This is a genomic window from Fibrobacter sp. UWH9, assembly GCF_900129715.1.
Taxonomy (GTDB): Bacteria; Fibrobacterota; Fibrobacteria; order Fibrobacterales; family Fibrobacteraceae; genus Fibrobacter.
The window spans coordinates 27,576-44,246 of the sequence record NZ_FQWP01000023.1; the positions used below are offsets into that span (position 1 = coordinate 27,576).

Here is a 16,671-nt window from a genome sequence, read left to right on the forward strand (position 1 = left end):
AATTTCCTTATATATATAGTTAGCTTGACTGACCTGACTATTTATCCTTGTTCAGGATTTCTTCAGCCAGCTTTACATATGCCTGGGAACCGGTGCTCTGCACATCGTACAGGATAACCGGCTTGCCGTGAGACGGAGCTTCGCTCAAACGGACGTTGCGGGGAATCATGGTCTTGAAGACGGTGTCGCTCAAGTTTTCGCGGACTTCGTCAGCCACCTGCTTGCAGAGACCCAGACGGGAATCGTACATTGTCAACAGGGCACCTTCGATCTTCAAGTTGCTGTTGAGATTTTTCTGAACTTCGCGGATGGTCTTGAAAAGTTCAGTCATACCCTGCAGTGCATAATATTCACACTGCACGGGAATCAGCACGCTAGTAGCGGCTGTCAACACGTTCAATGTTAATAAGTTCAGACTGGGGGGAGCGTCGATAATGATAAATTCGAATTCCTGGGACAGGATCTTCATGATGCGTTCGAGACGGCGTTCGCGACTCATGGCGTTCACCAGTTCGATTTCCATGACAGCCAGGTCCGGTCCGGAAGTGATCATCTTCAGGTAGTCCAGGTTGGTATCCAGAATTGCTTCCTTGATTGTTTCATAGGTAACATTATCCGGATTTTCGGCCATGTTCAGAACTTCGTGGATATCCACGTCCTGCATTTCATTGAAACCCAGACCCTGGGATGCATTACCCTGGGGGTCCATGTCAATAAGAAGAGTCTTCTTTTCGAGGGCGGCAAAACTGGCAGCCAGGTTCACGGCGGTAGTAGTCTTGCCTACCCCACCCTTCTGGTTGCATATAGCGATCACTTTACTCATTCGTTACCTCTTGTAACTAGGGCATATTCCTGTTCTTCCTGGGGCAATGCATATTTATATATGTGTATTGCCGGATCGTTTTCCAGGTGAACGATGTTATTAAAACTCTTAAGGGTCACAAATTTGCCACCACGGGCCAGACCCGGCTGGGCGCGTTCCCAGTCATTTTCAAAAGTGGAAAGGGCGCGGCAACTGACAAAATCCAAATAAGCCAGGCCGGAAGTTTCAAAGCGCTTGCCTACGACGGTCATGTTGTCCAGGTGCAGTTTTTCCTTGACGAAGTTCATGAACTGTACGCGCTTGTTGCGAGGTTCCACAGCGTAGAATTGGACTTCGGGCATGACAATGGCTAACGGAAAACTGGGACATCCTGCACCGGCACCCATATCAGCCCAACGCTTACCCTTCAGCTTGCTGAGGGCCTCTGCGCGAAAAGCTGCGGTGTCATCCTGAGGCGCAGCCGAAGGATCCACCAACTTACCTATATATATATAAGGCACCAGGGAGTCTGCGATGTGTCTGGATAAAAACTTCTGGGAATCCTTTTCAGAAATCAGGTTGCCGTATTCCTTGGTATCAACAACCAGGTCGGCAAAAGCATAAAGCTTTTCCAAAGTTGCAGCAGACAGTTCCACCCCGTTTGAGGAAAGAAACTGATTTAGAAGATTCTTCTGTTCTTCGTTATTTTTATACATAATGGTTCGTACGTTGGTGTGCTACGCACACTACATTCTCATGCTCGGTCATCCCCGTTAAGCGAGGATAGGTGCCAGAATGCAATCATTCTGTCGCGACACTCGCTATCGAATGTTGGGCTCCTACGGAGTCATTCGCTGCACCCAGGATATGTCAAAGAATAAATTCTATGCCGCATCCTAGATTTGCAAATGTTTACTCCTTTGGAGTTTACACCCATCGAGTGTCAAATGAAAATAAACAAGTTTATTTTCGCTTTCCACCCTCGGTTGTGTTTCACGTGGAACATAATTTAGATATCCCAAAAAATAAAATCAACAAAAGACGAGTTTAGCCTTTCATTTAATTAAAATATCTGTGGATATTATTTTAATTTATGTTGGGTTTTTGTTGATAAATTTTGTGGTGATTTCGTAACTTGTTTTATAAAAAAGATTTATGTTTTGAAATGTATGTTGATGATTCGTGGATTTTTCATTTTTGAGGGGGTGTAAAATGGTAGAAATCGAGGTGCTTCAGGGTGACATCACCAAGCTTAAAGTGGATGCCATTGTGAATGCCGCCAACTGTTCCCTGCTGGGAGGTGGCGGTGTGGACGGCGCCATCCATCGTGCTGCCGGTCGGGAACTGCTGATGGCTTGCATGAAGTTCGGAGGCTGCCAGACGGGAGAAGCCCGGATCACTCCCGGGTTCAAGCTGCCGGCAAAGTTCGTCATCCATACCCCCGGCCCAATCTATAAAGATGGACTTCACGGGGAGCCGGAACAGCTTAGGTCTTGCTACGAAAACTCTATGAAATTGGCTGAAGAAAACGGTTGTGAGACTGTGGCGTTCTCCGCCATTTCTACCGGGGTGTATGGCTACCCGAAAAAGGCTGCTACCGAAATTGCCGTGAAGACAGTTCGGGAATACCCAACGCAGATTGTGAAGAAGGTAATCTTCTGCTGCTTCGGTGAAGAGATGTTGAAGATTTATCAGAAAGTTTTATAAAAATCCGTACCAATGGAGCCTTCCTTTGCTAGATTTTTAGCAACAGGAAGGCGTTTATGATTTCTGAAATTGCCCCTATTCTTGAAAAGTTGAGGGGTACCGAAGAATACGACATCCTAGTTGAAATGGATGCAGTTTATTCCCGAATTGAAGAAAAGCAACGGGAATGGTTTGAAAAGTCCAAGTTCACCTGTCCTCATGGCTGTGGCAAATGCTGTGAACATTTTGAGCCTGACTTGCTGGAAAGTGAAGCTCTTTACATGGCCGCCTGGCTATTGTGCAATCAGCCTGACGTAGCCCAGAATGTTGCCGAAGGGAAGTTTCCTTTGATAAATGTTTCACGTGAAACTTTTGCAACATTCCAACATTGCCCCTTCTTTCGGGAGGATATTTCGGGGACGAATCTTCCAGGGCATTGTACTATTTATGGTGGCCGGGCATCCATTTGCCGTCTCTTCGGAGCTGCCGGATCTCGGGATAAGCATGGCAATGAAGTCTGGAAACCCTGCAAGTTTTACCCCGCAGAAGAACTTGCCGCCGTCAAGACTCTATCTGGCGAACCGATCCTTCATCAGCAATACACTGCAGAAGAAGTAAAGAATCTCTTTGGCGCCCTCCCTCCTGTCATGAGCGACATGATGGAGCAAGAGGAAACCTTCACCCCCGACGATGATTCTTCAACATTAATCCACGATATCCTGCCTAAGTACATCCAGCGGTTAATGTGGATTGTGGATTTAAATTCTGGGAAAGATTCCATATAAGAAAAAAGCCCAAGGCATTGCCCTGGGGATGTTTGCAAATTGAGTTATTTCCCAACCTTGATGATATGCTGTTTTTGCTTGGCTGGGCGACCAATCAGATCGAATAGCTGGAACTTCTTATTTACGATTGCAGGATGAATCTTGTGTTTAAAGCCAGTTGTGCTTTCACTACCAATTTTTGAAAAATAATACTTTCCAACAAGTTCATCTTCATATATTCTTGAATAGAAAAAAGTCATTGAACTGTCAGTTGTTTCAATCCAGTATTTGGACATTGGTTCATTCTTTGGGCTGTATTGGTAGCACCTGCTGTTGTCAATAGAATCTAAGGCTATGTAATATCTGTTCATTAATTCAAATTCACCTTTATATACATCATAAAAGTATTGCAGTCCATAGATGGTATCGTTAACTGTATAATAAGTGAACATGGCTTCCATATTATCATCCGTTTTGGAGTATTGGATTGTTACTGTGGAATCCTTTTCAGTGAAATATGTCTCAGACGCAGTTAAATAGTTGTCTATGTACGTATTTGTGGTGATGGAATTATCGGCATCGTTTTGTGTGATGACTTCTTTGTATGAGAGAGTATTGCATTCATCAGTGCATCTTGTTGCGCTTTCTATAGCGCCATTTTTATCACGATTAAATGTGGTATGAGCATAGTAGAAACCACTTAGATCGCTGCCATTTATGGACTGAGTGCTGTCTAAGGTATATGTATTATCAAATTTTTTTGATCCACCATAATTAGAAATTGAAAATGCTTCTATGCAGTTAATGGCATGTGCAGAAAAAACAAAAGATGCGACTAAAAGAAAGATCTTCTTCATATAACCTCCTATGTTGATGTCATTCTGCTTTTGCAAGTGCCAATATAGAAAAAGTCCCCCGCAAGATTTGTACCCAAAAAAATGAATTTTCTTTTTGACAATTCCTTTAGAGGTGCCGATATAACAAGTGAGGGCTGGTTACCCTCCCGTACTAGTCATACGGTTCTCCTATGGTTGGAAAATCCCCGGGGCGCTTGCCTCGGGGATTTTTTGTCCAAATGTTAGTATTAGCAGCTCAATTCGCTAACGGAATAGAGGGTGGCTTTTCCTGCCAGGGTCATTCTTTCGCCCTTGATTTTGCAGTAAAGAGTGCCTCCCCTTCGGGATGCCTGCCTTGCGATAATCTCAGGTTTTCCCATCTTGCCACTCCAATAAGGAGCAATGTGGCAATGCCCGGAACCGCAGACCGGGTCTTCGCTGATGGCAATTTTCGGACCGAAGCTTCTGGAGACGCAGTCTTCCTTGGTGCCTTTAGCGGTAACATGAACAAGAAGACCTGGCAATTCCTTCACCTTGTCAAAGTCCGGCTTCATGTTTTCGATGGTGTCCTCGAAGTCAAAGACGCAGAGCATGTCGCGACCCATGTAGGCTTCCGCGGGTCTTGCACCCAGGGCGGCTTCCATTTCATCTGTAACGGGGATGGGCTTCAGGTCATAAATCGGGAAATTCATTTCATAAAGATCCCCGTTCTTGTTGACTGTTAACTGGCCACTCATTGTCTCGAATATGATTTTTTGAGTCGTCTGTTCATAAAAGTTGAAAAGTACGAATGCGGTGGCTAGAGTAGCATGGCCGCAAAGATCAACCTCATCGCTAGGGGTAAACCAGCGAAGATGATACTTGGGGATGCTTTCGTCATTCCCGGTTTTTACCACAAAGGCTGTCTCGGAGAAATTGTTTTCGAATGCAATGTTATGCATTAGTGAAACTTCCGGCCATTTGTCCAGAATACAAATTGCTGCCTGGTTACCATGGAATAAGGTATCGGAAAATGCATCGACGATATACTGTTTCATACCAAAGAATATATAAAATGTTTCACGTGGAACACAACCGAGGGTGGAAAGCGAAAATATGCTTGCATATTTTCATTTGACACCCGATGGGTGTAGGACTAATGTCGAAGACATTAGTCCCAACATGCAGGGTGTAGCATGCGAAGTACGCCAACCTGCGATGACGAGTGTCGCGGCGGGGAGCTTGCTCCCGATGTAATAATTCTGATTATGCAAGCGCCAACATGCAGGGTGTAGCATGCGAAGTACGCCAACGTCGGGGTGAGTTATCCACTTTGCAGAGAAGCAGAAAATTATTTATACGGTCAGTTCTACTAGATTGCCTTCGGGATCTTGAACCACACTTTCGTAGTATCCATCCCCCGTCGTTCGAGGCTGCCCTATAATGGTAATGCCATCGGCTTCCATCTGGGCGGTCAACTTGTCTACCATATCCTTGGACCCTAGGGATATTGCCACATGACACCATCCTAAATGTGGATTGGGTATTGAAGATTCGATGTCGTTCCGGTGCATTACCTCAATGCGGGCGCCTCCATCAAAAGTAAGGAACCTGCTGGTGAAACCCTTGGCAGGATTATGGTATTCTGGATGAATCGTAGCTTCCAGATACTTTTCATAGAAGGCGCAAACTTTCTCGATGTCTTTGACCCAAATGGCAACGTGATCTATTTTCATAGGGATAATATATAAATAACAGGGTATTTCGAATCGGTTAAACTCCCCTAGCGTCGGGGTCCCAGATAATCTTATGGAGCTGCACCTGGAAGCGGACGTTATTCCGTCGCATAACCTCATTCCCTAAAATCCAGTTCACCATATCCTCGTACTTCATTGTCCCGAAGATAGGGGAAACATAGAATGTGGGGAGTCTTTTTCCGAGAGCGCTGAATCTTCCCTCCATGGCCTCGATGACCCGGGCGGCATCCAGAAGATCTTCCTCTGTGCCCACCACAAACTTCAGGACATCCTTCTCCCCCAAGGTCATCATGTTCTCCATTTTCATTCGGGGCTGCATTCCGCTGGAGATACTTTTCCAGTCCATGGTGCAGAACATGTTCTTTAGGCTAGTAGGTTTGGGTTGGGTTCCGTTGGTCTCGATATTCACTTCGAAGCCGTAATCGTCCAACATTTTCAATAAAACTTCCACATCTTTGTGGATAAGTGGCTCCCCTCCCGTCAGGGTGACGAACTGAGTGTTGAAGGACTTGACCTTTTCCAACACTTCCACTGGGGTCATTTCCTGGAAGTCGCCCCCTTCCACCGCATACATGGAGTCGCAATAGGAGCAGCGGAGGTTGCATCCGAACAGACGGATAAAGACGGCGGGGGCGCCTGTGCGGATACCCTCACCCTCTATGCTGAGGAATATTTCAGAGATTTTCATGAGTTAGTAGATAGTAGGAAGTTGACAGTAGTCAGGTATGGGGGACGCACCTTCGGTGCTCGAGGCATGAGGTCGGCGCTATGCGCCTAGAGGCAATTGTAATTACAATACCTCATACCTCTAGATGCGAAGCATCGACCTCAAAGCGAAGCGACCTCAATGCACTGAAGTACATCTTAGTCAACTTCATATTCGGCGATGTTGCCTTCGCTTTCCTGGACGATCACTTTATAGCAATGGGGAATCTGGTCGCAGATCCACTTGGCGATGTTTTCGGCGGTAGGATTGAAGTCAACCACATCGTTTATGTACTTGTGGTCCAGCTGTCGGGAGATGGTCTCCTTGGCAGTCTTGAAATCGATGACCATACCGTCAGAGTTTAAAGTCTTGGACTGGCAATGAACGGTAATGATCCAGTTATGTCCGTGAAGATTTTGACACTTGCTTTCGTAGGAGAGTGCCAGCTTATGTGCTCCGGAAATTTCGAAGCGCTTCGAGATTCTATACATGAGGTACCTAGTTTTGTTTATAGACAGGATGGTTTTCGAACTGTCCTGCGGTCAAATATTAATGCCGCTGTGAATTGATGTTGAGGATTAATATAGAAAAGGGTTCTATGGTTCCCAAGGCGGAGATGCATAAAAACAATGTTGGCGAAGAATGTTCAACCTGCGGATGTTGGTGTGCTACGCACACTAGTCAGAGAATAAATTCTCTGCCGCATCCTAGGTTTGCAAACGTTTCACGTGAAACGTTCGTAGAGTATAAAAAAGTCCTTGACATTTTTGTGCCAAGGGCTTGTTTAGATTCTTCGACTTCGCTCAGAATGACACTAACGTTCCACCGGGACCTGGATAATGGTTAGCCACTTTTCGGGGTCGTCCTGATTCCAGGCACCGTCCACATTAACGCAGCGGAGGTCACCCACAATCTTGTACCCGTTCTCTTCGATGTACTTGAACATCTCGGTGTAGGACTGGTAGAACCGATCGTAGGGTCCAAGGTGCTTCATGCAGAGGGTGGTTTTCACGGCAGGCATCTTCTTGAACTGGACAATGTCGGAGTCTTCAAGCATTTCCTCCACCTGTTCGCAGTACTCAATATCCACGTTCTCGTGTTTGTATTCCTTGTCGTGTTCGATGGTAAAGCAATATCCAGAGGGGGAACATTTGCAACCTAGACGTTGCATCTCGGGGCCGATGACGTTACAGCACATTTCACCGATGGCCTGGTAGTTCTTGATGACTTCACGGTGGCTGGCCACGATGATTTCGGGGAGGGATTGCACGCTGAACTTTTCCATAGAGTTGATTTTCCTTTGAGAGTCCACCATCTGGTGCAGTTGTTCCCTGCGCTTCAGCAGCCGCTCCATTTCCGCTTCACATGCCATGATTTTTTCTTCCAGCTGGTCGATTCCGGGTGTGCGGGACGTTTCCCCGTACAGGTCCTTGATTTCTTCCAGGGAGAATCCTACATCCTTCAGCCGACGGATGTCGTTCAGCCTTTGCATTTGATCCAGTTTATAGTAACGGTTTCCGGTCCAGTTGTCCACCTCGCAAGGCAGCAGCAGTCCCATCTGCTCGTAGTGCCGCAGGGTCTTTACAGTCACCTGCATCATCTTGGAGAACTCGCCTATCTTTAATTTCAGATTTTCCATATTGTTTTGCGGTTCGCGACCCGCTCCTCTGTGATCACTTTTCTGCCACCTCGTCAGGCGACATAATAAATATAGACCCGGCCCTAAGGGACGAGTCAATGGGAAAACTGGAGATTTTTGGAAAAAATTAAAGTTCCATAAAGAAGATCACCGCATCCACGAAACCCAGCTTCTTGTGGTTGAAGGCTCCGGGCAGTCGGCAAAGTTCCTTGAAGCCTAGGCTCTTCCACAGGTGCATGGCCGGTTCGTTGGTGCTGATGACGAAGTTGAACTGGATTGCCTTGAATCCCATTTCGCGAGCCATTCGGATACAGTCCTCCCCCATCTTGCGGCCGATGCCTTTTCCGCGGGCGGCGCTGGAAACCATGAAGGAAGCGTTGGCCACATGGCTGCCTCGGCCACGGTGGTTCTGGATGATCTTGTAGTAGCCGAGGATCTTGGTGCCTGCACTATCCTTGCCTGCGTCCGAAGCGGATTCTTCCATGACCCAGCTGTTTACGCCCTTGCCGAACCAGTAGTCAAATGCGTCCTGGTCGCTGGCGGTTTCCTCGAAATCGTAGGTGTCGCCCCCTTCAATCACTTCGCGGAAAATGGGCAGCATCTGGGGAAAATCATCTGGAGTAGCTTTACGGATTTGCATATTAGGTGCGAGGTCGCGGCTTTGCCGCTTTGAGGTATGAGGTCGGTTGCTTGCGCTCCCTTTGAGCTATATAATGGCGCCTTGCGCTTTCAATACTATATAATATAGTAAGAGGAGTTTTTGTGGTAATTGTACCTAGAAAAATAATGTTGTTTTTCAAATTTAATAGCGGAAATTTCACAACATATATATATTAGTATGGTAATTATATCAGTTTAGATTCTGCTCCTACGAACCTAATTCAAGTAAGGAACTAAAGTTCTTAGTTTCGTATAGCTCAGAATGACGCTAGGGGCAAAACGCCAAGTATTTCAAACCTCAATGCATCCGTAGGATGCGACCTAATAACCTCAAACCTCAAAGGCCATGAAATGGCCGACCTAATCGTTATGGAAGAAGTAGTAAAGTTTCTCAAGGAATGTGGCGCCTATTTTCTGGCAACTGTAGATGGCGATCAGCCCAAGGTTCGTCCCTTCGGTACCGCCGAAATTTTTGAAGGTAAGCTGTACATTCAGACTGGCAAGTCCAAGAATGTTTCCAAGCAGATTGCCGCCAACCCCAAGGTTCAGCTCTGTGCCATGAACAAGGCTGGAAACCAGTGGCTCCGTCTTAGCGGTACCCTGGTAGAAGACGATCGCCTGGAACCCAAGGTCCATATGCTGGACGCCTATCCAGAACTGAAGGCCATGTACAAGGCCGAAGATCCCAACACTCAGGTGCTTTACTTCAAGGACGCCGAGGCTGTGTTCTGCAGTTTCACTGCGGCTCCCAAGGTGGTAAAGTTCTAGTTTGATTGCCTTTTAGGCTGCTTAAATTGTGAAAATCGGTCGGCGAAAGCCGGCCTTTTTCGTTTTATCCTGTTGATAGAATGTAAACAATTAATTAACACCCTGCGATGAATAAGTCCTGTTATGGGTAAATTGTGGATAAAACTGTCAACATTTAAAAAAATTATGTTGGAAGTTGCGTTGGACAATTTTTAATCTATTCACACCTGTTTCACGTGAAACATCGTTATTTGGCAATAAGTTGCGGTTTTTTCATTTTACAAACGGATAAAAAGCTTCGATTTATCAACAGGTACAATGACGATATTTTTGTGAATATCTTGTTGGATTTGGAAATATCCTAAAAACGGGATGAACTTTCTATTCACATTATTTAAACATTTATCCTCCATTTATCAACAGTATAGTAAAACTTCTTGTTTGAAAGTATGCGCTTCGGATTGCGTAAAAAATAAAACCCTCAAAAATTGTATTTTTTGGGGAAAGGTAAGCCAAAGGAATTTTATGGAAAGCAACAAGTCTCGTGGAACTCGAAGCCTCTTCTGGATGAAGGTCAATCTGGTAGCGGTTGTCCTGATTTGTATACTGGGACTGATTGTTACGCACCAGTTGACGGCCAGCGGTTATTCGATGCAGCAGTTCTCCTCCGAAAGTCCTGACATTGGCGCGGCCATGAATTTCATGTACTATATCATCGCCATGGCTTTTTCCGGATTTGTCATGCTCCTGGTCTGGAGTATCTTTCAGTTTTTCTGGTTGCTCTGGTTGTTTCGCGCCGAAAAGAATTTGCGCCTGGTGGCCATGAGCAAGTTTTCTCCATGGGGTGCCGTCATTTGTAGTTGCATCCCGTACGTCGGATTTCTGATCCATTATTTCATCTTCAAGGATCTGGTAAAGCAGACTGAATCCGCGCTGGAAAGTCGCCGGCAGTCTTCTTCCAAGACAGTGGCCGAAATTCTTTCCAAGGTCAGTCCGGTTGACAAGAACTTCGTAAACGGTTTTGCGATCATGACCGTTTTGGCTGCCGCTATCGGTTTCATTCGCGATACCAGCATCTCGGGATTTTTGGCGGTGGCCTTCTCGGTGGCGTCGCTGCTTTGCTATATGAAATCTTTTGCTGCCTTCATTAAAGAGGAGCAGGCCCTGTTTGACATTTATCAAGAAGAAAAATTGATGGCCAAGGTGGACCAGGTGCTCTGGCAACGCAAGCTGGAGTCGGAATCCGCTGACGAAAAAACAAAAGTGTGATTTTATACATTTGCTAATTCCACATATATATTATATGTTTGATGAAGTTTCTAAAAAGAGGCTTGGAATGAAGAGTTTAAAGTTTTCTGCAGTTTTCGCATTGACCTGCGCCATGGTGGCCATGGCTGCTACCCAGGGTGGCAAGGTCCGTTCTGTTCTTGGCGATGTGTCTTACCAGAAGCAGGGTAAGAACAACTGGGCCGCCCTCCGAGTGGGTGCCAAGGTTCTGGACGGTTACATGATCCGGACCTACACCGAGTCCGGGGCGCAGATTTCCCTTTTAGATGGAAGTATGATCGCTATCGGCGAAAATGCGCTGGTGGAATTCAACGAACTTCTGTTCGACAAGGATTCACGAGTTTCTGACATCAGCATCAAGAAGGGTATGATCCGCTTCGATGCCCAGAAGCAGAAAGGCAACAGTGTCTTCAAGTTTAGGACCGGAACGGCAACCGCATCGATCCGCGGTACCGACGGTACCCTCGGCATGACCGAGGCAGGTCAGCCCTATGGCGCCTTGAACTCCGGCGAAATGGTCATGGAAAATAATGGCCAGGAAATTCCTGTCAAGGCAAATCAGTTTGTGGCCTTCCGTAAGGATAAGCCTGCTGTCGTGGTAGAAGCAAAAAATGCAAGCGATCCCGAATTTGTGAAAAAGCTGGGCGAAGTCCTTGATGACACCACGAAGTCTGACGAAGCCATTCAGGCCCAGGCCCAGGAGCTGGACCAGAAGATCGAAGTCCGTAACGAGGATCTGAAATCCAAGTATAATTGTATCATCGATTCGCTGCCCGCTCTTGTCAGCGCAGACAGTATCGATATCGGCGTCACCTGTACTGCCGGCGTCCGAGTGTCTCTCGGTTCCGAAAGTTTTGAGTCCAAGGGTCACAAGTTGCATTTCACCCCCAGCTGGATTAGAGGTTCCTTCGGCGATAAGAAGTACCTGCTGAACTGCAGTGTGGACGGTGCCGATTTTGAATGCGGTCGAATTGCGTTCACCTATCGCGTGGACCGCACCGTTCGACTTCTGGAATCCGACGAAGGCAAGTGCTTTGCCGTTTTTGCCACTAGCGGATTTAATGACAACTCCGGTTCCGTTTCTGTCTTCCTGGGTGACAGCCTCATTCAGAAGACCAACATGGAAAAGGACGGTTCCAGCACCTTCACTCTTGTGCCGGGTGATCATGTGTACAAGGTGGTTGCCGAAAATGTGGATTCCGCCACGACGGCTGCCGGGACTGTGGAGCAGATGCTGAAGTGCTACCCGGTGACCAACGTGCAGATCGACATCCGCGGCGGCAATCGCGAAATTGTCAAGCGCAAGGTTTCCCAGGGCGCAGCCATCTATCCGGAACTGGAATTCGACTTGCTGGATGTGGCCGGTAACGACGTCGCCCAGGTGGAAGAAGTTATCGTCTCTGTAGACGGCGAAAATTTCGAGGCCGAGCAGGTGGCTTCTACCGTGGGCATTGGCTACAAGGTCAAGATGAGAATTCCCCGCGGCAAGTCCAAGATTGTCAAGGTGGCCGTGTTGATGCGCAGCGGTGAAACGGCTTACGCTTCCAAGATTTACGAATTCAAGTAATAAAAAAATTGGTGACTGAAAAATCCCCGGAACTTAACAAAGCTCCGGGGATTTCTTATATGACGATCAAACAGGTTTTTGAAAAAAGAAAATAATTTAAAGGAGAACGTCTTTTTTCCGCAAAAAAGTTCAGCGGTAAATTTCGGGACGGGTACTGCGGAAACGCCGGTGGGTCCAGCCATACCACAGGGCGGGATTTTCACGGATCCGTTCTTCGAGCCAGGCGCGGTACGCTCCGTCTACGATGGAAATTTTTTCATCACGCTGTTTTGAGCCGTGTTGGTCCAAGCCGCGTTGGTCCATGTTGTGCTGATTCACGTCATGCTGATTCACGTTATGCTGAACTTGTTTCAGCATCTCTTTCTGCATGTCCCTCTGCGTCTCATTCGGTTCTTGTGCTTCCACCGCATGCAGAATTTTTCTGTTTCCTTGCTCCTGGATCCAGCAGAAAAATACGGGAGTGTTCGGGCGGTGCCTCAGCAGAAAATCAGGAAGTGGATTTATTTTGGCGGGCCGCCCCAAGAAGGTTCCGTCCATGGCGCTGCCGATTCGGCTATCCTGATCCGCCAGCAGACAGAACAGTTGTTTTTTCCCGCCGCAGTCTGGCGCCTTTCCGTCCAGCTGGTCTAAAAATTCCCGCGGATTTTTGGCGTCGATGGAATAGGGCCGCCCGCGGACGCACCGCACTTTTTCGTACACGAAACGGTTCAGCCATTTCGGTTTCAGCGGAATAAAGCTGGCCTTCAGCGGAACGCCCAGCGCACAGAGCCATGCCCCGCTAGCTTCGTAGTTTCCGTAGTGTGCCGTCAGAAAAATTCCGCCCCGCCGCATCTTTTCGATGGTGCCCGCCGCCCCTTCTGCCAGCTCGAAAATTTTTCCGCCTGCAGAAAACGGATACGCCCCGCAGTCCTCGGGCAGTTTCTTGTAGACGTCAAAACAGAACAGCAACTCCCCTACGTGCCAGGTCAAGTTCCGCAGCATTTTCTTGTAGAGATTTTCCGCTTCCAGCTTTTCGCCGGACATCCACGTTCCCTGTGAAACGTATTCCAAGTTCCTTTTTATAGTCTGCTTTTTCCAGCCCGCAAAACCCAGTACCTTGAAGGCGGCACCTGCAAAAATTCGAACTGAAATCTGACCTATGGAAAACATCGATTCAAAATATAAAAAAGTGTTTGAAATTCCCATATTGGATGAGGGGCCCGTGGAAAAATTCCTGCACAGGTGCATGCGTTCAGGCATCGTCGCTAAAATTGCTAATAAAACCGACGATGCTTTTGGGTTGGGGAATTTTGTACCGCTAATATTGTTGTTATACTTGATTTATAGACCGAACGCCTGGAAGCTAGTTTTAGGTATAGTCCTGTTGAGTTCGACCCTATTTCCTTACATAGCATACAACATATTACAGCGGATTATCTGAATTCCAGGAGCTTGTAACTTTCGTAGTGGTCGGCCGTGTAATAGATGATGCAACCGGTTTGATAGACAAGTCGTTTTGTGCCGCGGCTCTGGACATTGCCGTAATCCACGTCGGCTTCGCGGTAGGTTCCGTCGGGTAGCAATTTTTCCCTGTTGCCGAAACTGTCGCCGCCGATCATGACACCCAGGGTTTTCCAGGGGTTGAAATTCCATTTGCTGAAAGTGTTTCCTGTGGAACTTTCGTAAAGTTTTTGCCCCTCGTTCTTGCCCACATAATTTTTAGGCAGCTTGTCGAACTTGCAGATGTAGGCCCCCACGGAATCCCTGCTGGTGTAAACGCCGGACTCCTTGACGGCCTCGTAAATGGTGAGCTTTTTTTCTGAGTTGCCTGATGAAAACTGCGACGAACTTGACTGAGTCGGTGACGAACTTGACGCGGCCTCTGCGGAACTTGAAACGTCTTCCGGAGAACTGGAAAAGGCGCGTGACGAACTGAATCGGATTTCTGATGAACTGTAATCTTCATCATCGTCGGAGCTGCTGACGGTAGGGGTGCTGCAACCGAAAAATGCGTTGACGAAAATGGTTAAAAGTACGAAATGTCCAAGGGCGAATTTCATACAGTTGAATATAGTTTTTTAACTTTAAGTTCTAAAATTTCGATAGGCGAAAAAAATGAAAAAGGCTATTTTACTCGGAACTCTTCTGGCTTCTTCGATGTTTGTCGCCTGCGGTGACGATTCCTCTTCCGGTACATCTGCCGGTGGCAACTGCTTTACCGTAGAAAAATCTGTAAATGCTTGCGAATCCATTTCCAAGGATGATTTCGGTACATGGAAGTTTATTCGTAAGGATTCCTTTGGCGATGATATGCAGTATGTATATACCGTCGAAGGTGAAAAACTGGTGCTGACCACCACGGATTCTGGCTGCAATGTCAAGCGCGATGAAAAGTCCTACTCTTTCTACAATATGACTAAAGAAGCAAGCATCGAGATGTCTTACATGGCGGTTGTCTCTACTTGCGAAGATGGCCAGTAATGTAGCTCCCCGGCTGCACTTGAATTTTGCCTTTCGAAATTCTAGATTGTAGACCAAGGAGATCATTATGGCAAAGAAAGAAAAGCTGACGATCGTCGGCAACGCCAGGGGATCCGCCTCCGAGTCCGCAATGGAATCCGCGGCGATGCGGTCCCTTCGAATCGATGGCTCCTGCAACGGGGCGACGCTCCGCACCAGAGTCATCAAGAACAAGAAACTCTACAATCGAAACTTTAAGCACAAGAAGTCCTTCGCTGATGCGGGGGACTTTCCTGTTTCACAGGCAAGTCTCATCGGCTCGGAAGTGCAAACATAAATGTTTGCGTTTCGCTCGCCTCGGTTGACTTTCCCATTTTATGGGCAAGTCTCATCGGCGTTTTTTTTTAAGGGATGAATTGAGTCAAAAAAAAACGTCAAATTTTTTTTGAAAAAATGTTTGACAATTTTTTTTCAGCTGACGATATAATGCTTGCACGACTAAATTGGGAGCATCCAACATGTTAAATAAAAATTTCAGGGGAATGGCAAAATGTCATATTATGACAGCCGTCTTTTGCTATATTTTAACGTGATGAGAGATAGAACCACATAACAAGCAAGACATTTTTTTAGAGGGGTGCCCGGCAGGGTGCGGCGCAGTGTATGCGTTAAATCTCGGCTTTTGCGATTGCGTTCGCAATGGTCTTTTGCAATGGTTTTCGCTACAACCAAATAAGAGGGAATCGGCATGGCAAATAATGTTTCTAGGAAGGGAGTCAACATGAAAAACAATCAGGTCTACACTTGGACCGCAAAGCAGCAGGACTGGCTTGAACAGGCTCAGTCCGGTAACGATGGCGCATGCAGCAGTCTTTTCTGCTCCATGAAGGATACGCTGGAAACGGTTCACCGTTACAGCCAGGATGGTCTGTATCCGGCAAAGTTCGGTTACGACTTTAACTACAATGGCCGCTCTTTTGAAGATGCATCCAGCGACATCTACACTGCATTCAGGGATGCTGTACGCCGTTTCGATGCTACTCAGGGAGTACCCTTTGGCGCCTATGCCGTAAACGACTTGCGTCATCGAGCCATGGACTGGACTCGCGACCGCCAGAACGATCGCCTTGTCATGGTCGGACAGCGTCTGAACGATGGTGTGGACGGCAATGGCGATTACTGTGTTCTGTTGCAGTCTGACTACGATTCCTTCGTAGATGATTACTACGCCAGTAAGTCCGACTCCATGTGCGATGCAGAAGCTCATCCGGTAGAATCCTGCGAAATCATGGACCTGGTCGAAAAGATTCGCCAGGAAGTCATCAAGAGCGGCGATGTCCGTCTGCTGGAATTCATGAATCTTTACCTTGAATGCTGCTGCGAAAAGAAGGCAATGGAACAGATTGCCGAGCGTATGCAGGTTACCCGAGCCATGGCCTACGTCTACATGGATAGGTTAAGGGCTTTGATTGCGCCTAAGTTTGGCCCGGATTATGGTGCCGCTGCGTAGGCTGTCAAAAGATTTCTGTTGACAGAATGTTGATTTAATGAGGAAAATCTAGTGTTTATGCGAAAAATGCGAAAAAATGTGATTTTTTTTAGATTTTTCCCTTGACATTCATCCAGAAAATTCTATAATTGGCCTCACCTCCGAACGAGACAGCCGAAACGCTGAAACGGACGGAAGCGAGAACCCGAGAGGCTCTCGAGAAGATTGAAGGAATCGGAGATGTGCTTAGTGACGGCCCAAGAAATTTCTTGGAATTAGTCAAATACGAACGTGATTACGGGACCAAGACTTT

At 47.0% G+C, this 16,671-nt stretch carries 19 protein-coding genes; 8 read left to right on the top strand and 11 right to left on the bottom strand.

Annotation, left to right across the window (positions count from 1 at the left end; translation table 11 throughout):
* Window positions 1-37 precede the first annotated feature (37 nt).
* Together BUB94_RS13945 and BUB94_RS13950 are read right to left on the bottom strand one after the other, a co-directional pair.
* A complete protein-coding gene (locus BUB94_RS13945; protein WP_073160796.1) occupies window positions 38-823 on the bottom strand; it encodes a ParA family protein in 786 nt (261 codons plus the stop codon).
* Window positions 820-1,518: a 16S rRNA (guanine(527)-N(7))-methyltransferase RsmG gene (locus tag BUB94_RS13950; RefSeq protein WP_073238101.1), complete on the bottom strand. Its 699-nt coding sequence runs from the start codon at window positions 1,516-1,518 to the stop codon at window positions 820-822. Before BUB94_RS13950 ends, BUB94_RS13945 begins: the two co-directional genes overlap by 4 nt.
* 496 nt (window positions 1,519-2,014) lie before the next feature.
* On the opposite strand from BUB94_RS13950, the gene BUB94_RS13955 reads away from it, so the two are divergent.
* Both BUB94_RS13955 and BUB94_RS13960 read left to right on the top strand, forming a co-directional pair.
* A complete protein-coding gene (locus tag BUB94_RS13955; protein WP_073238103.1) occupies window positions 2,015-2,509 on the top strand; it encodes an O-acetyl-ADP-ribose deacetylase in 495 nt (164 codons plus the stop codon).
* A 56-nt stretch (window positions 2,510-2,565) separates the two neighbouring features.
* Window positions 2,566-3,273: a YkgJ family cysteine cluster protein gene (locus BUB94_RS13960; RefSeq protein ID WP_073238105.1), complete on the top strand. Its 708-nt coding sequence runs from the start codon at window positions 2,566-2,568 to the stop codon at window positions 3,271-3,273.
* Between the two features lie 44 nt (window positions 3,274-3,317).
* Here BUB94_RS13960 and BUB94_RS13965 read toward each other — a convergent pair whose 3' ends face one another.
* The 7 genes from BUB94_RS13965 to BUB94_RS13995 all read right to left on the bottom strand — a co-directional run bounded on the left by BUB94_RS13965 (window position 3,318) and on the right by BUB94_RS13995 (window position 8,809).
* Window positions 3,318-4,109, bottom strand: coding sequence for a hypothetical protein (locus BUB94_RS13965; RefSeq protein ID WP_073238107.1), 792 nt, complete (start codon window positions 4,107-4,109; stop codon window positions 3,318-3,320).
* Window positions 4,110-4,336: 227 nt separating this feature from the next.
* Complete coding sequence (locus BUB94_RS13970) at window positions 4,337-5,125, bottom strand: PhzF family phenazine biosynthesis protein (RefSeq protein ID WP_073238110.1); 789 nt, start codon at window positions 5,123-5,125, stop codon at window positions 4,337-4,339.
* A gap of 297 nt (window positions 5,126-5,422) precedes the next feature.
* Complete coding sequence (locus tag BUB94_RS13975) at window positions 5,423-5,803, bottom strand: VOC family protein (RefSeq protein WP_073238113.1); 381 nt, start codon at window positions 5,801-5,803, stop codon at window positions 5,423-5,425.
* Window positions 5,804-5,840: 37 nt separating this feature from the next.
* Window positions 5,841-6,512, bottom strand: a complete 672-nt coding sequence (locus BUB94_RS13980; protein WP_073238116.1) for a 7-carboxy-7-deazaguanine synthase QueE — start codon at window positions 6,510-6,512, stop codon at window positions 5,841-5,843.
* A gap of 176 nt (window positions 6,513-6,688) precedes the next feature.
* The gene (gene queD, locus BUB94_RS13985) at window positions 6,689-7,021 is read right to left on the bottom strand and encodes a 6-carboxytetrahydropterin synthase QueD (protein ID WP_073160811.1); all 333 of its coding nucleotides are present in this window, start codon (window positions 7,019-7,021) and stop codon (window positions 6,689-6,691) included.
* A 323-nt stretch (window positions 7,022-7,344) separates the two neighbouring features.
* Window positions 7,345-8,169 carry a MerR family transcriptional regulator gene (locus tag BUB94_RS13990; protein WP_073238119.1) on the bottom strand — a complete coding sequence of 275 codons (825 nt, stop codon included), beginning with the start codon at window positions 8,167-8,169 and terminating at the stop codon, window positions 7,345-7,347.
* Window positions 8,170-8,296: 127 nt separating this feature from the next.
* Complete coding sequence (locus tag BUB94_RS13995; RefSeq protein WP_073238121.1) at window positions 8,297-8,809, bottom strand: GNAT family N-acetyltransferase; 513 nt, start codon at window positions 8,807-8,809, stop codon at window positions 8,297-8,299.
* A 389-nt stretch (window positions 8,810-9,198) separates the two neighbouring features.
* Here BUB94_RS13995 and BUB94_RS14000 point away from each other — a divergent pair, with 389 nt between their 5' ends.
* The 3 genes from BUB94_RS14000 to BUB94_RS14010 all read left to right on the top strand — a co-directional run bounded on the left by BUB94_RS14000 (window position 9,199) and on the right by BUB94_RS14010 (window position 12,430).
* Window positions 9,199-9,597, top strand: a complete 399-nt coding sequence (locus BUB94_RS14000) for a pyridoxamine 5'-phosphate oxidase family protein (protein WP_073160817.1) — start codon at window positions 9,199-9,201, stop codon at window positions 9,595-9,597.
* A gap of 504 nt (window positions 9,598-10,101) precedes the next feature.
* Complete coding sequence (locus BUB94_RS14005) at window positions 10,102-10,845, top strand: hypothetical protein (protein ID WP_073160819.1); 744 nt, start codon at window positions 10,102-10,104, stop codon at window positions 10,843-10,845.
* A gap of 67 nt (window positions 10,846-10,912) precedes the next feature.
* Window positions 10,913-12,430 (top strand): FecR family protein, encoded by a 1,518-nt coding sequence (locus tag BUB94_RS14010; protein ID WP_073238124.1) that lies wholly within the window; start codon window positions 10,913-10,915, stop codon window positions 12,428-12,430.
* Window positions 12,431-12,559: 129 nt separating this feature from the next.
* On the opposite strand, the gene BUB94_RS14015 is transcribed toward BUB94_RS14010, so the two are convergent.
* Together BUB94_RS14015 and BUB94_RS14025 are read right to left on the bottom strand one after the other, a co-directional pair.
* The gene (locus BUB94_RS14015; RefSeq protein ID WP_073238127.1) at window positions 12,560-13,579 is read right to left on the bottom strand and encodes a lysophospholipid acyltransferase family protein; all 1,020 of its coding nucleotides are present in this window, start codon (window positions 13,577-13,579) and stop codon (window positions 12,560-12,562) included.
* Between the two features lie 263 nt (window positions 13,580-13,842).
* Window positions 13,843-14,469, bottom strand: coding sequence for a ribonuclease domain-containing protein (locus BUB94_RS14025; protein ID WP_073238130.1), 627 nt, complete (start codon window positions 14,467-14,469; stop codon window positions 13,843-13,845).
* Window positions 14,470-14,524: 55 nt separating this feature from the next.
* Here BUB94_RS14025 and BUB94_RS14030 point away from each other — a divergent pair, with 55 nt between their 5' ends.
* The 3 genes from BUB94_RS14030 to BUB94_RS14040 all read left to right on the top strand — a co-directional run bounded on the left by BUB94_RS14030 (window position 14,525) and on the right by BUB94_RS14040 (window position 16,379).
* Entirely contained in the window at window positions 14,525-14,890 is a 366-nt protein-coding gene (locus BUB94_RS14030; RefSeq protein ID WP_073238133.1) for a hypothetical protein, read from the top strand.
* A 67-nt stretch (window positions 14,891-14,957) separates the two neighbouring features.
* Window positions 14,958-15,206, top strand: coding sequence for a hypothetical protein (locus BUB94_RS14035; RefSeq protein ID WP_073238136.1), 249 nt, complete (start codon window positions 14,958-14,960; stop codon window positions 15,204-15,206).
* A 411-nt stretch (window positions 15,207-15,617) separates the two neighbouring features.
* The gene (locus BUB94_RS14040; RefSeq protein WP_073238140.1) at window positions 15,618-16,379 is read left to right on the top strand and encodes a hypothetical protein; all 762 of its coding nucleotides are present in this window, start codon (window positions 15,618-15,620) and stop codon (window positions 16,377-16,379) included.
* The last annotated feature ends 292 nt before the right edge of the window (window positions 16,380-16,671 follow it).

Excerpts from the sequence above, each read along its gene's own strand:
- BUB94_RS13945 (WP_073160796.1), bottom strand. The coding sequence starts at position 823 with ATGAGTAAAGTGATCGCTATATGCAACCAGAAGGGTGGGGTAGGCAAG.
- BUB94_RS13950 (WP_073238101.1), bottom strand. The coding sequence starts at position 1,518 with ATGTATAAAAATAACGAAGAACAGAAGAATCTTCTAAATCAGTTTCTT.
- BUB94_RS13955 (WP_073238103.1), top strand. The coding sequence starts at position 2,015 with ATGGTAGAAATCGAGGTGCTTCAGGGTGACATCACCAAGCTTAAAGTG.
- BUB94_RS13960 (WP_073238105.1), top strand. The coding sequence starts at position 2,566 with ATGATTTCTGAAATTGCCCCTATTCTTGAAAAGTTGAGGGGTACCGAA.
- BUB94_RS13965 (WP_073238107.1), bottom strand. The coding sequence starts at position 4,109 with ATGAAGAAGATCTTTCTTTTAGTCGCATCTTTTGTTTTTTCTGCACAT.
- BUB94_RS13970 (WP_073238110.1), bottom strand. The coding sequence starts at position 5,125 with ATGAAACAGTATATCGTCGATGCATTTTCCGATACCTTATTCCATGGT.
- BUB94_RS13975 (WP_073238113.1), bottom strand. The coding sequence starts at position 5,803 with ATGAAAATAGATCACGTTGCCATTTGGGTCAAAGACATCGAGAAAGTT.
- BUB94_RS13980 (WP_073238116.1), bottom strand. The coding sequence starts at position 6,512 with ATGAAAATCTCTGAAATATTCCTCAGCATAGAGGGTGAGGGTATCCGC.
- queD (WP_073160811.1), bottom strand. The coding sequence starts at position 7,021 with ATGTATAGAATCTCGAAGCGCTTCGAAATTTCCGGAGCACATAAGCTG.
- BUB94_RS13990 (WP_073238119.1), bottom strand. The coding sequence starts at position 8,169 with ATGGAAAATCTGAAATTAAAGATAGGCGAGTTCTCCAAGATGATGCAG.
- BUB94_RS13995 (WP_073238121.1), bottom strand. The coding sequence starts at position 8,809 with ATGCAAATCCGTAAAGCTACTCCAGATGATTTTCCCCAGATGCTGCCC.
- BUB94_RS14000 (WP_073160817.1), top strand. The coding sequence starts at position 9,199 with ATGGAAGAAGTAGTAAAGTTTCTCAAGGAATGTGGCGCCTATTTTCTG.
- BUB94_RS14005 (WP_073160819.1), top strand. The coding sequence starts at position 10,102 with ATGGAAAGCAACAAGTCTCGTGGAACTCGAAGCCTCTTCTGGATGAAG.
- BUB94_RS14010 (WP_073238124.1), top strand. The coding sequence starts at position 10,913 with ATGAAGAGTTTAAAGTTTTCTGCAGTTTTCGCATTGACCTGCGCCATG.
- BUB94_RS14015 (WP_073238127.1), bottom strand. The coding sequence starts at position 13,579 with ATGTTTTCCATAGGTCAGATTTCAGTTCGAATTTTTGCAGGTGCCGCC.
- BUB94_RS14025 (WP_073238130.1), bottom strand. The coding sequence starts at position 14,469 with ATGAAATTCGCCCTTGGACATTTCGTACTTTTAACCATTTTCGTCAAC.
- BUB94_RS14030 (WP_073238133.1), top strand. The coding sequence starts at position 14,525 with ATGAAAAAGGCTATTTTACTCGGAACTCTTCTGGCTTCTTCGATGTTT.
- BUB94_RS14035 (WP_073238136.1), top strand. The coding sequence starts at position 14,958 with ATGGCAAAGAAAGAAAAGCTGACGATCGTCGGCAACGCCAGGGGATCC.
- BUB94_RS14040 (WP_073238140.1), top strand. The coding sequence starts at position 15,618 with ATGGCAAATAATGTTTCTAGGAAGGGAGTCAACATGAAAAACAATCAG.